This window comes from Streptomyces sp. NPDC096205 (assembly GCF_044763135.1).
GTDB lineage: Bacteria > Actinomycetota > Actinomycetes > Streptomycetales > Streptomycetaceae > Streptomyces.
This window is the reverse complement of record NZ_JBIWFS010000010.1, coordinates 353,002-368,761: the sequence shown is the minus strand read 5'-3', so window position 1 is coordinate 368,761 and position 15,760 is coordinate 353,002. Positions and strand designations below refer to the sequence as shown.

Annotated in this window: 13 protein-coding genes and 1 pseudogene; 8 read left to right on the top strand and 6 right to left on the bottom strand. The window is 69.0% G+C overall.

From position 1 onward, the window contains the following. Together ACIQ6Y_RS33605 and ACIQ6Y_RS33600 are read left to right on the top strand one after the other, a co-directional pair. Nucleotides 1-567 carry a GNAT family N-acetyltransferase gene (locus tag ACIQ6Y_RS33605; protein ID WP_404044894.1) on the top strand — a complete coding sequence of 189 codons (567 nt, stop codon included), beginning with the start codon at nt 1-3 and terminating at the stop codon, nt 565-567. Nucleotide 568: 1 nt separating this feature from the next. Next, nucleotides 569-1,756, top strand: coding sequence for an MFS transporter (locus ACIQ6Y_RS33600; RefSeq protein WP_404045127.1), 1,188 nt, complete (start codon nt 569-571; stop codon nt 1,754-1,756). Between the two features lie 53 nt (nt 1,757-1,809). On the opposite strand, the gene lanKC is transcribed toward ACIQ6Y_RS33600, so the two are convergent. From lanKC to ACIQ6Y_RS33580, 4 genes are all read right to left on the bottom strand, one after another. Further along, nucleotides 1,810-4,545, bottom strand: coding sequence for a class III lanthionine synthetase LanKC (gene lanKC, locus ACIQ6Y_RS33595; RefSeq protein WP_404044891.1), 2,736 nt, complete (start codon nt 4,543-4,545; stop codon nt 1,810-1,812). Nucleotides 4,546-4,607: 62 nt separating this feature from the next. Beyond that, complete coding sequence (locus ACIQ6Y_RS33590) at nt 4,608-4,823, bottom strand: hypothetical protein (protein WP_404044888.1); 216 nt, start codon at nt 4,821-4,823, stop codon at nt 4,608-4,610. A 97-nt stretch (nt 4,824-4,920) separates the two neighbouring features. Further along, a complete protein-coding gene (locus ACIQ6Y_RS33585; RefSeq protein WP_404044886.1) occupies nt 4,921-5,124 on the bottom strand; it encodes a hypothetical protein in 204 nt (67 codons plus the stop codon). A gap of 376 nt (nt 5,125-5,500) precedes the next feature. Then, the gene (locus tag ACIQ6Y_RS33580; RefSeq protein WP_404044884.1) at nt 5,501-6,082 is read right to left on the bottom strand and encodes a hypothetical protein; all 582 of its coding nucleotides are present in this window, start codon (nt 6,080-6,082) and stop codon (nt 5,501-5,503) included. A gap of 574 nt (nt 6,083-6,656) precedes the next feature. On the opposite strand from ACIQ6Y_RS33580, the gene ACIQ6Y_RS33575 reads away from it, so the two are divergent. The 5 genes and pseudogenes from ACIQ6Y_RS33575 to ACIQ6Y_RS33555 all read left to right on the top strand — a co-directional run. Continuing rightward, complete coding sequence (locus ACIQ6Y_RS33575; protein WP_404044881.1) at nt 6,657-7,616, top strand: hypothetical protein; 960 nt, start codon at nt 6,657-6,659, stop codon at nt 7,614-7,616. Between the two features lie 2 nt (nt 7,617-7,618). Continuing rightward, complete coding sequence (locus ACIQ6Y_RS33570; protein WP_404044879.1) at nt 7,619-8,677, top strand: NAD(P)/FAD-dependent oxidoreductase; 1,059 nt, start codon at nt 7,619-7,621, stop codon at nt 8,675-8,677. A 64-nt stretch (nt 8,678-8,741) separates the two neighbouring features. Beyond that, nucleotides 8,742-10,502 (top strand): carbamoyltransferase, encoded by a 1,761-nt coding sequence (locus tag ACIQ6Y_RS33565; RefSeq protein ID WP_404044877.1) that lies wholly within the window; start codon nt 8,742-8,744, stop codon nt 10,500-10,502. A gap of 9 nt (nt 10,503-10,511) precedes the next feature. Beyond that, nucleotides 10,512-10,994 carry an SRPBCC family protein gene (locus ACIQ6Y_RS33560; RefSeq protein WP_404044875.1) on the top strand — a complete coding sequence of 161 codons (483 nt, stop codon included), beginning with the start codon at nt 10,512-10,514 and terminating at the stop codon, nt 10,992-10,994. 11 nt (nt 10,995-11,005) lie between these two features. Continuing rightward, nucleotides 11,006-11,617 (top strand): annotated as a pseudogene (locus ACIQ6Y_RS33555) (histidine phosphatase family protein); the annotation flags it as partial. 27 nt (nt 11,618-11,644) lie between these two features. Here the strand turns inward: ACIQ6Y_RS33555 and ACIQ6Y_RS33550 are convergent. Then, the gene (locus ACIQ6Y_RS33550) at nt 11,645-12,643 is read right to left on the bottom strand and encodes an RNA polymerase subunit sigma-70 (protein WP_404044873.1); all 999 of its coding nucleotides are present in this window, start codon (nt 12,641-12,643) and stop codon (nt 11,645-11,647) included. A 131-nt stretch (nt 12,644-12,774) separates the two neighbouring features. Next, entirely contained in the window at nt 12,775-13,596 is an 822-nt protein-coding gene (locus ACIQ6Y_RS33545; RefSeq protein WP_404044871.1) for an SDR family oxidoreductase, read from the bottom strand. Nucleotides 13,597-13,811: 215 nt separating this feature from the next. Here ACIQ6Y_RS33545 and htpG point away from each other — a divergent pair, with 215 nt between their 5' ends. Beyond that, nucleotides 13,812-15,710, top strand: a complete 1,899-nt coding sequence (htpG, locus tag ACIQ6Y_RS33540; RefSeq protein ID WP_404044869.1) for a molecular chaperone HtpG — start codon at nt 13,812-13,814, stop codon at nt 15,708-15,710. Nucleotides 15,711-15,760: the final 50 nt, after the last annotated feature.

Genomic DNA, 15,760 nt, shown 5'->3' with positions numbered 1-15,760 from the left:
ATGCCCCACCATGTGCGCATCCGGGCGGTCGGCGCCGCCGACTGGCCCGGTGTGGCGGCCCTCGAAGCCTCCGCCTACCGGGACAGCTCCCTGCTGGAGGGCAGGGCCGCCCTGGAATCGCGCGGCCGCGCCTCGCCCAGCACCTGCCTCGTCCTGCATCTCGACGGCCGCCTCGCGGGCTATGTGCTCGCGTTGCCCTACCCGGCCTTCCGCTACCCCGACCTGAGCCGCCCGGAGCGGACCGTCTTCCGCTCGCCCAACCTCCATCTGCACGACCTCGTCGTCGCCGAACCGCTGCGCGGACGGGGGCTTGGCAGCCGTCTGCTGCACCGGCTCACCGCCACCGCCTCGGCCCAGCGCTACCGGCGGATCTCGCTGATCGCGGTCGGCGGGATGGAGACCTTCTGGGCGGCCCACGGCTATCTGACCCACCGCGAGGTCGAACTCCCCACGAGCTACGGCGAAAACGCGGTCTACATGTCGACGGCACTCCACGACGCGCACGCGGGGGCCGAAACAACCATGCACAGAAAGCAGGCTGATGACCGTGTTCCGCGTCCCTGGTGACCTGTTGCGGGCCCCTGGCGAGTTCCGCCGCGCCCAGTCGGCCATAGCGGCACTCTTCTGTCTCCTCGGCTTCCAGTACGCCACCTGGGCCGCCCGGCTCCCGGCGCTGAAGACCCGGCTGGACATGACCGAGGAGGAACTCGGCCTGCTGCTCATGGCCTGCGGCGCGGGCGCCGCCGCCTCCTTCCCGCTGGTCGCGGTGCTGATGCGACGGCTCGGCTCCCGGCGGCTCGCCTGCGTCTCCGCCCTGTGCCTCGGCGCCCTGCTGCCGGCCCTGGCCGCAGCCCCCGACTACCCGGTCGCGCTGCTGGTCATCTGCCTCGACGGAGTCGCCGTCGGCTGCCTCAACGTCGCCATGAACGCCCAGGGCGCCGCCCTGGAGGCCCGCTTTTGCCGCACCGCCATGTCCCAACTGCACGCCACCTTCAGCGCCGGCTCCCTCGCCGCCGCGCTCCTCGCCTCCGGCATGAACCTCGTGACCTCCGCCGTCACCGCCCACTTCATGGTCGCCACCGTCCTGCTGCTGCTCCTCCTCGCCTACGCCCAGCCCCGCCTGCTGACCGACGAACAGCCCGCGAAGCCACGGGAGGCGAAGAAGAAGGACCGCCGCAGCCGACTGCTCCTGCCGTCGGCGCTGACGCTGTGGATGGGCTGCGCCATGGCCTTCGGCACCGTCACCGAAGGCGCCATGAACGACTGGTCCGCGCTCTACCTGAAGGACGTCGTCAAGGCGCCCGAACATCTGGTGCCCATGGGCATCGCCGTGGTCTCGGTCGTGATGGTGCTGGCGCGGCTCATGGCCGACAGCTGGCGCGAACGCTGGGGCGACGCCCTGATCGTCCGCCTCGGCAGTGCCCTCGCGGGCACCGGACTCGCCCTCGCCCTCCTGGCCGGCGGCGTGCTGCCCACCCTGCTCGGCTTCGCCTGCGTCGGCCTCGGCGTCGCCGCCGTCACCCCGTGCGTCTACGTCGCGGCCGCCGCGCGCGGCCCCGAGGCCCTGGCACTGGTCGCGGCGATGGGCACCACAGGGCTGCTCGCGGGACCGGCCCTGATCGGCTTCGTCGCCGGGGCCACCAGCCTGGTATGGGGCATGGCCGTCGTCGCGGCCTGCGCCCTGACCGTGTCCCTGTGCGCGACCCGGATCCACTGGACCAGGCCCACCGCCGAACCTGTGACGGCGACGACCTAGTACTGCAACGGTGCTTGCCGTGGACTGCCGGCCGGCTCCGGCCACTCGTGGGATCACTCTGCCGGGCCGGGCGGCGCAAGGTCGACGAAGTGGCGGGGGTGAGGGTGGACGAGCCGGGAGAGGAACAGGCCCACGCCCGCCGAACCGGTCGCGTAGTCATGGGAGATGCGGGTGAGCCATCGGCCCGGGAACGCCGTGCCGTCCTCCCCTTCGATCTTGAACCACAGGAGGGTCTCGGCGATGTCGAACGCATTGCAGCGGTAACGCTCCTCGCCGGTGAAGACGTACATGTCCAGCATGAACTCGCCGATCCCCGAGAGACCTTCGAACAGACCCGGGACGAAGGCGTACTTGACGTACGTGTCGTCCGCGACGCGCCGGGCGAGTTCGCCGTAGCGTTCGATGCCGAGCAGGTGATGGAAGCGTGCCAGCGTGCTGCCGATGCCGGCGCTTCCGTGGATCCAGTACGGATACACGACCGTCTCGCCCTGGAACCGCGGCCACTGCATCCCCAACTCGCTGTGGCTCACGTGAGCGAGGTCGAACTCCAGGGCGCGGACGGCGCCGGTGCGGAAGCGGTCGTCACCGGTCGCCCGGTACAGATGGAGGAGGAACAGCGCGATGCCGCTCGCGCCGTAACCGTAGCCGTAGTGCACCAACTCGTCCTGACGGCACGGCCAGTACAGGGTCCCGTCCTCGTTCTGTGCGGTGGTGAGGAGATGCTCACCCGCCTGTACGGCGTGGTCGAGGTGGACCTGAGCCCCGGTCGCGGTGTGGAACTGAAGGGAGGCCATGCCCCATCCGGCAGTCCCCAGGAATACACCCGGCTCCTCGTACAGCAGCGGCGAGGTGTACAGCAGCTTCATCACCGACTCGGCCCTGTCCTCCAGGCCCAGACCATGGAAGGCCCAGGCGATGCCGGCCAGACCGAGATACAGACCGGGCGGACAGGTGTCCGTGTCGACGGGCTGGCGCAGCATCCAGGAGGTCACCTCGTCCGGCAGTGTCTCGTGCGTGGTGGCACGGAGCAGGAGCGCCGGGCCGCATGCGCCGTGGGCGACGCTGAGGGGGTTCGTCGCGAAGACCACGGGGTCGGACGGCCACAGGCGGTCGGAGCGCCCGTCGTCGATGGTCCGCTGCAAGCCGTCCGCCAGGCCGGCCAGGGTGTGCTGCACCTCCGTGACGAGGCGCTCCGGAACACCGTTCGATGCCAGGGCTGTTCGCGTCGGACGTCGTGTGTTCCCGCCCCTCTCCCATGCGGCGAGGGTGGCCTTCGCCTCATCCACCGCTCCGGCCATCAGCTGGGTGATGACGGACTTCGCGCAGGCGGGAAGGCCCAGTTCGACGAACTCGTCGAGGAAGACGTCCCTGGCCGCCGGATTCAGGCTGAACAGTGCCGTCACGGGGACTACGCAGCCGTGCAGGAGCATGGCGACGGCGTACCAGTCGTCGCAGGGCAGCAGCCTGTTGCGAGAGAAGCGCTCCGGGTTGAGGAAGCCGGGCGTCCCCAGTTGCCCGCCGTACTCGCGCAGCGCGGCCTCGTCGTCCTCGCGGACGGCGCACTCGAAGTCGATGAGCCGCATCCGCTGGGTCACGGGGTCGATCAGGATGTTGTTCGGCGAGAGGTCACCGAGCAGCACTCCTCGTGCATGGACCTGTTCCACCATCGCGATCAGCTGTTCGGCGACGTTGCGGAAGCGGGGAACGAACCGCTCCAGCCGCCCCTCCCGGCGGATGTAGGGCGCGAGGATGAGGTCGTCCCGGGCCCAGAAATCATGCAGGGCGATGCCTTCGATCCGCTCCTCGACCAGGAAGGTGTGCTCCCAGTCGCGGAAGAGGTCGATGGGCCGGGGAACGAAGTCCAGGCCCTCCAGGTGCCGCAGCATGTCGTACTCATGGCGCAGCACATCGACCGCGTCCCACACGCGGTCCTCGCTCGTCCAGCAGTTGGTGAGCCGACGGGCCTCCTTGACCACGACCGGCTCCAGAGTGATCTTGTCCGTGCCGTGGTACACGCCGCCCGCGTTGGAGAAGACGAGCGCCCCCTCGATGAGGTAACGGTCGTTCAGAAGGATGCCGCTGGAGTTCTCCTCGGTCTCCTCCTCGGGGGCGTCGGCCTGCACGGCGAACGGGTCGCGGACCCAGTGGGGCAGATGAAAGTGCGGCAGGCGTTCATCGGCGACGTAGGAGCCGGAGGGCGAGACGAGGTACGTACTCGTCGTGCCGTCGATGTTGAGCCGTCGTGGGGGGCGGAAGCCGCCATAGCGGTAGAAGAGCACCCTGCTGTCACGGTAGCGCCGGTCGGAGAGGATGTACGGGCCCTCGACCGGCTCGTCGGCCGTACGCCGGTGCAGTGCCTCGATCAGCTCTGTGAACACCCCCTCGTCCGGCGGATAGAGGGTCATGAACTTGCCCGAGTGACCTCGTTCCTGGAGCTTGGAGTTGAGCACACTCAGCAGCACTGGGTCGCCGGCGGTCTTGAACTCGACGCCGTACTCCACACACACGGGCACCACGAGCTCGAGCAGCCGCAGCGCGTGGCTTGGAGTCGAGGAGACATGGATCTTGAAGCCCTGTGAGGGCGCTTCCGCCATGGGCGGTGACGCCCCCGCAGGACCCCGCGCATGCAGCCATACGTCGCCGCGCTGCAGGACCCAGGCGGCCGGCAGCAGCCGGCGGAGGGCGTCGCGGTACTCGGGGGTGATGGGGCGGCGCGAAAGCGGCTCGTAGTATCGGGGATCGACGAGACCGAAGTGATGGTGGGCGGCCACGGCCGCGAGGCGGTTCACGGCGGCTCACCCGCCGAGGCCGCGGCGCGGGCCCCGGCGGAGTGGTTGTCGCATGGGAGTCCCTACCGCGCAATGGTCGGGGTACCGCACGCCACGCTGTACGTGCTGCAGCCGATCGACGTGGCGCTGATCGTCCTGAAGCCCACCGGGGGCCCATCGGTGTCGTCACCGGTGCGCAGTCCCTGGAGGCCGAGGACGCGGTTGATGTCGGAGACGGCTCTTTCGAGCGTCTCCCTCACCGATTCGAGGGGAGTGTTCCCCTCGGGTTCACCGGCCATGAGACGAAGCTCCTTCCCCTTCTTCCGGGCGAGGTGATTCTGGCGGTTCACCCTTTGGGGCCGTGGTGAAAGCCCCGGTGGACCGACGGACCTCTTCTCACCTGAGAGTGGTGCCGCCGCAGCCGTAGCTGTACGTGCTGCAGGTGACCGAGATGGTGCTGCCCCCGGCCATGGGCACCGCGGCGTCGTTGCCGGCGGGCAGTCCCTGGAGGCCGAGAATGCGGTTGACGTCGGAGATGGCCCTGTCGAGCGTCTCCCTCACCGAATCGACGGGGGCGTTCCCTTGAGATTCGTTGGCCATGAGATGCGCACTCCTTCCGAGCGGCCGTCCGCTGCCCTCGGGTCGGCCCGACGCATGTGCCTGGGGCACCCGACGACAGCACTGCAACCAGGCAAACGCGCCACTGGACACCCCGCGACCGTAACGACGCTCCTCCTTGCCAGGGGCCCCCTGCCCCCCTTATCCGACCTGCGGAAACGACACCACGCCAGCAGACCGAGGATTACGCCGAACGGGTGAACAATCCGAGCGGCTGATCTTCTCGCTGCATGCCCGGCCTGGCCTCCTCCCGGCCCCGTCACGGCTGCGACTGCCGGATTGAGCCGGTCGCCCCGCAGAGGGCGACCGACTCGTGACCGACCGGCTCGCCTCCCTCCAGTTCTGACGCCGACGCGAGTCAGCGCGCTCCGGTCCAGTTGTGGGCCACGTCCACGATCACGTGGCCGTCCACCAGCAGGACCCGGAACGGCAGCCGGGCCCGGACGCCGAGTCCGAGTTGGGTGTCGCCTTCGAAACTGCCGGCGAAGCGGGTGTCCCGGAAGGTGCGGTATCCGGTGAGGTCGACGCCCGGCAGGGAGCGGCCGGGCTTCGCGGGATAGGTGGGCGCCCCGGTGTCGGGGTCGTAGCTGGGCGCTGTCACCCGCACTTCCAGGACGGCTCCGCCGCCGACGGGTATGAGGCGACCCGATCCGTCCTGGTAGAGGTGGCTGACGTACCTGACGGAGTAGCCGAGGTGGCTCCTGCTTGCGCCGGGGATGTCGATGACCATCCGGTCGTAGCAGGCGTGGCGGCCGGTCCTGACGTTCGTCACCGGCGTCGTCGTACCGGCGGTGCGTGTCTTGGCGAGGCTTCCCCAGCCGGTGGGGCAGGCGGTGCTCTGCACGGCTGCGACCGGCGCGGCGTCCGCCGGGAGGGTGGTCACTCCCAGTGCGGTGACAGCGACCAGGAGTGCGGCCCATGATCTGCTTTTACGTCCCATGATGTCCCCTGAAGCAGGTTTTGGTGCTGATATTGGATGAGACATAAGGAATGAGTGAATGGTTCCGGCTTTTGGCTGGTCATCTCCGACGACGGTCGGCCCGGCAACGCAGGCCACATGATCAGCGACGTCGCGGTCGGCCGCCCGACGCGGGGGAGGGCAAGCTGATCCGCGAGTGGCTCGAACGGCGCTCTTTCCCGACCGTGCCGCCGACCATCACGGCGTGACCTCTCCGACAGGCGAGGTTCGGTCCCGGCCCCTCGAGTGGATCAGGAGGAGACGGCCGCTCCGAGCGCGACAACGAGCGCGTCCGCTGCGGGTACCGACGCCGGGTTCGTCGACCAGGCATGGCCGTCGTCGTTGCGTCGCCCACGGCCCGCGTGAACTCACGCTTCGTGCCCTGGGGTTCACGATCAGGGTGCTCAACGACCGTTATCCGGACGCCCGGTTCTCGTAGGAACCCACGAACTACCGTTCTCAGGCTGCTCCCGTTTCATGTCTTTGACGCCTGGCTGGAACACGCCCATCGACGATGTACTCCTCGGGCAAGCCGAACCAACGAACGGGATAAGCCTTGTCTGAGAAGCTGCTCGGCCGTCAGATCGAGATCTCCTGGCCCGACCTCGGCATCACGGTCACCGCCGACCTTGACGACCGCAACCCGGCACTCGCCGACGCCCTGTGGGAGTCTCTGCCCTACCAGAGCCTTCAGGGGCACGCACTCGTCGCGGGAGAGCACCTCTACCACGTAGCGCCGATACCCACCCTGCTGCACACCCCGCACACCACCCGCATCCCCGACCGGCGCGAGGCCCCCGACGGCACCGTGTTCTGCTCCGGCTTGCAGCACCTGGGCATCAAGTACGGCACGCTGACCGAGCCGATGCCGGCCACACCCGTCGGCCAGATCCGTGCGGCGGACATGCCCGCCCTGCTGGAGGCCGGCGCGGCGATCTGGGACGCCGTCTACTCCACGAAGAAGCAGATCCTCGCCGAAGTACGCCGCGCCGGGGAGCCCGGGGGCCACCGCATCCCGATGCTCCACGCCACCAACACGGTCGCCGGCCGGCTGATCTCCGACATCCGCGCCGAGACCGAGAAGATCTGGCTCGCACCCCCGGCCGAGCTGGACGACCTCCACCAGGGCATCATCCCCTCCCAGGCGGGCAACTTCGGCACCGTCCTTCCCACCCTGCTGTTCGTCAACGGCGAGACCAGGCCGCTGGGTTACGCCGCCTACGGCGGGCTCGTCCGCGCTGCCGTCCAGGGCATGCCCATGGAAGCCCTCGTCCACATGACCCGCCTCCTGGTCGGCGTCCCCGCCGAGTTCCTGGGCTACTGCGGCCTGGAGAAGCTGTGGGCGTTCACCCAGCGCTTCCTGGACGTCCTCGACGGCCTGGACCGTGACGACTTCTACGCCGTCACCAGCCAGATGGCCCTCTACATCAACTGCCTCGGCGGCTGGAACCTCCAGCTGTACCCGTGGGACACCGGGGACCACCTCCGCCAGCAGGGCGCCAAGGCGGGCGTGTAGTCATGCCGAGCGCCCTGCCCGCCCGCGCCGAGGCTGTCGTCATCGGCGGGGGAGTGATCGGCACGTCCGCCGCCTACCACCTCGCCGAAGCCGGCGTGGACACCGTGCTGCTGGAACGCGGAGGCCTCGGCGGCGGGGCATCCGCGCACACCGCAGGCATGGTCCGCACCTATTTCCCCGGGGACCCCCGCACCGGGCAGATGGCCGTGCGCAGCCTGAACGCCTACCACGAGTTCGCCCGCCACACCGCGGCCCCTCTCGCCCTGAAGCGGCTCGGTTTCATGGCGCTGTTCACCGAGGAACAGCAGATCGCCGAGTTCGAGGCCACCCAGCAGGCCCAGAAGGCCGCCGGAGTCCAGGTCGAACTGATCAGTGCGCGCGACGCGGCCGGACTCAACCCCTTGATCAACGAGCGCGCTGTCCTGGCCGCTGCCTGGTCTCCTGAGGCGTATCACGTCGACGGGCTCGACATCGTCCGCGGCTACGCTGCCGCCGCCCGCAATCACGGTGCCGGCCTCTTCACCCACACACCCGTCACGGGCATCGACGACGACAACACCGTCCACACGCCGCGCGGCAGCATCAAGGCGGACAGCGTCGTGTGCACGGCCGGTCCCTGGTCCGGCGAGGTGGCGTCCATGGCATCGGTCGACCTGCCGATGACACCCCGCACGATGGAGATGCTGTTCACCGACGTCCCGCCCTCGCCGCACCCCGAGTTGCCCATGACGATGCACGCCGCCTCGGGCCTGCGGATCCGCTCGTGGAAGGACCGCATCCTCCTCGCCATGGGCGCACCCAAGGCGGGCGAGACACGCGAAGCCTGGCTCGGCCGCATCGGCGGACATCTCGGCAGCCTGTTCCCCGCCTTGGACGGCATCGGCCTGCATCGTGCGTGGACCGGGGACTTCGACGCCAGCCCCAACAACACTGCCTTCATCGGCGAACACCCCACCCGCCGCTTTCTGTACGCGGCCGGATTCACCGGCGCGGGCCTGTGCCAGGCACCCGCGGCGGGGGAGAAGCTCCGCGACCTGCTGATCGTCAAGCAGCCCAAGTAGCCGAAGCAGCCCCATAACAGGAAAGAATGCCGTGATAGTTCTCGGATGTAATGGTTTCAGCCGGGTGTCGGAGTTCTTCTCCGAACGCCTCGGTGCGACCGGCATCAACAAGCACTACCTCTTGGGCCACGACGCCGCCGCCGCACTCCTCGTGGACGGCCGCCTGGTCGCCGCGGTGGAGGAAGAACGCCTCAACCGGGAGAAGAAGACCACCGACTTCCCCACGAACGCGATCGACTGGTGCCTGAACGAAGCCGGGATCACGTTCGACGAGGTCGACCTGTTCGCCTTCCCCTGGAACTGGACCCCCCAGGTGCTGGAGGAGATCCAGGACGGCATCCGCAACTCGCCGATGCGCGAGGACGCCAAGACCCGCCTCATGGGCGACATGGCCGACTTGTTCGACCAGGTCGTCAGCCACGAGGCGATCCTCGCGGACTTCGCAGCCCGCACCGGACACCGCCCCGACCCGGCCAAGGTCCGCTTCGTCCCTCACCACTTGGCCCACGCCACGACCGGCTACTACCTCGCCGGCATGAAGGACTCCGCGTTCCTCGTCAGCGACGGCCGCGCCGAACGCTTCTCGACCTTGACGGGCGAGATCCGCGACGGCAAGATCACCGTCTTCGAGGACAGTGTCATCGGTGCCCAGTACTCCATGGGCACCCTGTTCTCCTCCATCACCCGCTTCCTCGGCTTCGTCCCCAACAACGACGAGTACAAGGTGATGGGCCTGGCCGGCTACACCACCCCGCCGACTCCCAACCCGTTCGTCGAGCACCTTCTGACGCTGCACGCCGACGGCCGCTACTCCTTCACCAAGCCCCTGCAGACCGACAACCTCCACAGTCACGACGCCCTGTTCGAGGAGTACTTCGGTCCCTTCGAGGACACCCTCGCCTACAAGGCCCGCGTCGCCGCCGCCGCGCAGCAGATGCTGAACGTCGCCACCGCCCACCAGGTCAGCCACCTGGAGAAGAGGACGGATCTCGACCGGCTGTTGTTCGAAGGCGGCGTCGCCCTGAACTGCCTGAACAACACCCCGTTGTTCGAAGGCTCCCGCTTCGAGGACATGCAGGTCAGCTTCGGCGCCTCCGACACCGGCATCACCATCGGAGCCGCGGCCCACGCCTGGCTCAACCATCCCGGCACCGGCCCCGCGGACATCCTCGCCGCCGCCGCACCCGTCACGCCCTACGTGGGGCCGGCCTACGACGACGCCGCGATCGAGGAGGCCCTTGAAGGCTTCGCCGGCCGTGTCATGGTTTCGCGCCTGGACGACGACGAGGTCGTCGAGCAGGTGGCGCGGCTGCTGACGGAGAAGGTCGTCATCGGCTGGTTCGAAGGCCGCATCGAGCACGGGCCGCGCGCCCTGGGACACCGCAGCATCCTCGCCAACCCCGGCTTCGACGACATCAAGGACATCATCAACACCCGGGTCAAGCACCGCGAGCCCTTCCGCCCGTTCGCCCCGCTCGTCCTGGAGGAGCAGGCGCCGAAGATCTTCGACATGGGGCGCAAGACCAGCTCCCCGTACATGACGTTCGTCTTCCCCGTCCGCGACGACTACAGGGACCGCATCCCCGGTGCCGTACACGTGGACGGCACCTCCCGTATCCAGACCCTGACGGACGAGGGCACCCCGCGGCTCACGGCGCTGCTGCGGAGGTTCACCGAACTCACCGACGTGCCCTGCCTGATCAACACTTCGTTCAACGTCGCCGGCGAACCCATCGTCTGCACGCCCACCGACGCCCTGAACTGCTTCATGGGCACCGAGATCGACTATCTGGTCCTCGGAAACCACCTCATCGCCAAGAGCTAGGAGCAACCCGTGCCGAAGATCCAGCGCAAGCACACCATGTACCACTCCACCGTCCTCGACGCCGACCCGGACACCGTGTGGGCGACGATCCGTGACGCCATGCAGATCCTGGAGATCGTGTCCCCCGGTGACCTGGACGTCCACCGGGACGTGAGTTGGGTGGAGGGCGGCTCGGTCGAAACGGTCCCGGCCCGCTACGACTTCAAGCTCACGCTCAGCGGCAACGTCGTCCAGCAGGAGATCGCCGCCCGCGACGAGATCAACAAGACCCAGTCCTACCGGGCGGTCGCCCCCACCAGCGGAGTCGCCAGCTACGAGGCGACCATCCGGGTGTTCCCCATCACCAACGACCCGGCCCGCAGCTTCTTCGACTGGTCGCGGATCCTGGAGATCGCCGAGGACGCCGACCTGAACGTGGTCGAGGGCATCATCGACATCATGGAGAAGCAGACCGACGCCGTACGGGACCACTTCGCGAAGACGACGAAGTGAGTGACGTGACGACGCTCGTCCTGCTGCGGCACGGCGAAACCCTGCTCACCCCTGAGCGGCGGCTCTCCGGCAGCGGAGGATCCGATCCGGGACTCTCGCCCGTCGGCCGCCGCCAGGCCCAGGCGGTGGCCGACGCCCTCGGCCGCCGCGGCGACATCGAGGCGGTCGTCACTTCACCGATGCGGCGCTGCCAGGAGACCGCTCAGGCCGTGGCCACGCGCCTCGGCCTGAGCGTCCAGGCCGACCGTGACCTGCGGGAAGCGGACTTCGGTGCCTGGGAGGGTCTGACGTTCGCGGAAGTCCGCGAACGCCACCCGGGCGACCTGAGTGCATGGCTCGCCTCGCCCGAGGCTCCCCCCTCGGGGGCGGGCGAGCCCATGCAACAGGTCGCCCACCGGTCCGCCGCCGTACGCGACGCCCTGCTCGCCCGGTACGCCGGCGCCACGGTCCTGGTCGTCTCCCATGTCGGCCCCATCAGAACCCTGATCCGCCTCGCCCTCCAGGCCCCACCCCACAGCCTGTTCCGCATGGAAGTCGCAGCGGCCTCCCTCTCGACAGTGACGTACGACGAGGACGGCACCGCGACGGTACGGGCGCTGAACGACACACACCACTTGAACTGAACAGCACACCGACGGGCCCGGGAGTGACTACTCCGTGCCGTCCGCGGGCAGACGGTCCGGCAGCCCGAGCCGCGGGAACCGGTCGTCGTGGAACGTGATGATCTCGGTGATCGCCCCGCCGGTGATGCGCAGGACGTCGATGGTCAGCGGCAGGTACGCGTCCTCCTGCTTCTGCCAGAGGTAGAAGGCGACGGCGGGCTGCCGGTTCACGGACGTGAGGACGGCGCGCAGGCCCTTCATGCCCTCGAAGCCGCTCTCGACCCAGTCGTTCACCACTGCGTCGCGGCCGACGTACAGGCCCGGCGTGGGCGGCATCGAGCAGCGGGCGTCGTCCCGCAGCATTGCGGCGAGCAGGGCGATGTCCGTGGCCACGCTGGCGTCGGTGTAGCGGCGCACCAGCTCGCGCGTCCCGGCGTCCTGTTCGCCGCCGGTCCAGTCCTGCCTCTCGGCGGGCAGGTGCTCCCGCATGCCGGCGCGGGCCCGCTGCAGCGCGCTGTTGACAGAGTTGACGGAGTCCCCGAGGAGCCCCGCGACGTCCTTCGCCGGCCAGCCGAGCACGTCCCGCAGGATCAGCACGGCCCGCGGGCGCGGCGCGAGGTGCTGGACTGCGACCAGGTACGCCAGCTCGATCGTCTCCCGAGCGACGGCGACGGTCTCCGGCTCGTCCGCATCGCCCGCGGGCAGCTCATCGAGCAGCCGGTCCGGGTAGGGCTGGAGCCACAGCACCTCGCCGCCGGTCGCAGGCTCCGGCCGGCACCTGGCGAGCAGGTCCAGGCAGGCGTTGGTGGCGATCCCGTACAGCCAGGCCCGGAACGTCGACCGCCCCTCGAAGGTCTCCCGCCGTCGCCAGGCACGGAGGAACGTCTCCTGCACGGTGTCCTCGGCGTCCTCGAACGACCCGAGCATCCGGTAGCAGTGCACGTGCAGCTCCCGCCGGTGCCGCTCCGCCAGCCCCGAGAACGCCGACTCGTCGATGTCGCCCAGCCCGCTCACACCCAGTTCCTCCAGCCGCGCTTCCGCACCCATCACGTCATCCTTCCGTCTCGTCGTGTCCCGTCGTAGGTGTGACGGGTGCGGGCGCGAAAACTCATCACCAGGGCAGGTCGTCATGGCTGACGTCCGGTCGGTGTGGATCGGTTGGTGCTCCGGAGCCGTGCTCAGGGGCGTCGCCAGGCGTCGTCCGGCAGATGGGAGCCGGCCTGCGGGCCCATCCGCAGCATCCCTCCGTCCACCACCCACGAGGCACCGGTGACGTAGGACGCGTCGGGACCGGCGAGGAACGCGATCACGGCCGCGACCTCGCGGGCGTCGCCCGGACGGCCCAGCGGTACGCCCGGCCTGTGCTCGTCGGTGACGTCGGTGTCCGTCTGGCCCGTCATCGGCGTGGCGATCTCACCCGGGGCGACGGCATTGACGGTGATCCCGTGCTCGGCCAGTTCCAGCGCCATGACCTGGGTGAGAAGCCCGAGTCCGCCCTTGGCCGCACAGTACGGCGCCGCGCCGACCCGCGGCTGGTGCTCGTGGACGCTGGTGACGTTGATGATCCGGCCACCGCCGCCCTGGCCGATCATGCGGTGGGCGGCGCGCTGCCCGCACAGGAAGGGACCCACCAGGTCGACGTCGATGACCTGCCGCACCGTGTCGAGGTCCAGCTCCAGGAAGGGAGTCATGGTGCCGGTCCCGGCGTTGTTCACCAGCACGTCGATCCGGCCCAGTTCGTCGGCCAGCCGGTCGACGACCCCGGCGGCCTCGGGGAGCCGGGTGAGATCCAGTTCCGCGACCGCGGCCCGGCGCCCCGTCGCCCGTACCTCCTCCGCCGTCCGCTGCGCCCCTTCACGGTCGCGATGCCAGGTGATGCCGATGTCCATGCCGGCCTGCGCGAGACGCACGGCGGTCGCACGGCCGATACCGGAGTCGGACCCGGTGATCACAGCCACCGGGGTCGTGCGAGGGCCGGGGGTGTCCTGCTGCGATCGCATCGAAGCTCCAGATGTCGCGTCCTGCGCCAGGCGGAGCCCTGACGGCTCCGGGGGCATCCCGCGTACCCCACGCCGATCCGGCCACACGGGAAGTACCTGCGAGCCACCCGCCGGACGCATGATTCGACCCCGGTGTGTCTGTCAGGGGTGACTGGCTGTTTTACAGTGAACGCACCAGTTCAGGCGACCGTGACCCAGTGAGGTACTCGCGAACCATGCCGACCGAAACGTTTGAGTTCCAGGTCGAGGCCCGTCAGCTGCTCCAGCTGATGATCCACTCGGTGTACTCGAACAAGGACGTCTTCCTGCGGGAGCTCGTCTCCAACGCCTCCGACGCCCTCGACAAACTGCGTCTCGCCTCCCTGCGCGACGACGGCCTCGACGCCGACGTGTCCGACCTGCACATCGAGATCGAGGCCGACAAGGAGGCCCGGACCCTCATCGTCCGGGACAACGGCATCGGAATGTCGTACGACGAGGTCACCCGCCTCATCGGCACGATCGCCAACTCCGGCACGGCAACGTTCCTCCAGGAGTGGCGTGAGGCCAAGGACGCGGCGGACGACGACGGGCTCATCGGCCAGTTCGGCGTCGGCTTCTACTCCGGCTTCATGGTCGCCGACGAGGTGACCCTGGTGACCCGCCGCGCCGGCGAGAAGCAGGGCACCCGCTGGACGTCCCGCGGCGAGGGCACCTACACCCTTGAGACCGTCGACGAGGCACCGCAGGGCACCGCCGTCACCCTGCACCTCAAGCCCGCCGACCCAGAGAACCAACTGCACGACTACACCTCCCCCTGGAAGATCAGGGAGATCGTCAAACGGTACTCGGACTTCATCACCTGGCCCGTCCGGCTCGTCCCCGAGCAGGGCGACGACGGCGAGCAGGCCGGGCCCGAGACGCTGAACTCGATGAAGGCGCTCTGGGCCCGCCCCCGCGACGAGGTCTCCGACGACGAGTACCACGAGCTGTACAAGCACCTGAGTCACGACTGGCGCGACCCGCTGGAGACGATCCGCCTCCAGGCCGAGGGCACCTTCGAGTACCAGGCGCTGCTGTTCGTCCCGTCCCACGCCCCGCACGACCTGTTCACGCAGGGCCACCAGCGGGGCCTGCAGCTCTACGTCAAGCGCGTCTTCATCATGGACGACTGCGAGGAACTCCTCCCGCCCTACCTCCGCTTCGTCAAGGGCGTCGTCGACGCACAGGACCTCTCCCTCAACGTCTCGCGCGAGATCCTGCAGCAGGACCGCCACATCCGCATGATGCAGCGCCGCCTGACGAAGAGGGTGCTCTCCACGGTCAAGGACCTGATGGCCTCCCATCAGGACAAGTACCGCACGTTCTGGCGGGAGTTCGGCGCCGTCCTGAAGGAGGGCCTGGTCACCGACACCGACAACCGCGACGCCATCCTCGCCGTGTCGTCCTTCGCCAGCACCCATGACGCGGAGGAGCCGACCACGCTCGCGGCGTACGTGGAGCGGATGAAGGACGGCCACAACGACATCTACTACCTGACCGGCGACTCCGTGCAGAGCATCGAGAACTCTCCCCACATGGAGGCCTTCCGCGCCAAGGGCATCGAGGTCCTGCTGCTCACGGATCCCGTCGACGAGGTGTGGGTGGACGCCGTCGGCGAGTTCGAGGGCAAGAAGCTCCGCTCGGTGGCCAAGGGCGAGGTCGACCTCGACACCGGGGAGAGCGCGGACGGCAACGCCGGGAAGGAAAAGAGCAGCGAGGAGTACGCCGGACTGCTCGGCTGGATGACCGGGCAACTAGGCGACGACATCAAGGAGGTCCGCCTGTCCTCCCGCCTCACGGTGTCGCCGGCCTGCATCGTCTCCGACGCCGACGACCTCACTCCGGCGCTGGAGAACATGTACCGCGCGATGGGCCATGAGGTGCCGGCCACCAAGCGGATCCTCGAACTCAACCCGGAACACCAGCTGGTGAAGGCCCTCAACCAGGCCTACACGGAACGCGAGGACCGCGGCGAACTCGCCGAGACCGCCGAACTGCTGTACGCACTCGCCGTACTCGCCGAGGGCGGCCGCCCGAAGGAACCGGCCCGGTTCGTGAAGCTGATCACCGACCGGCTGGAGCGCACCCTGTAACCCAGGGAAGTCCACCTCCTGGGCGGGCCCGAGGACTGCGCGGCCCGCCC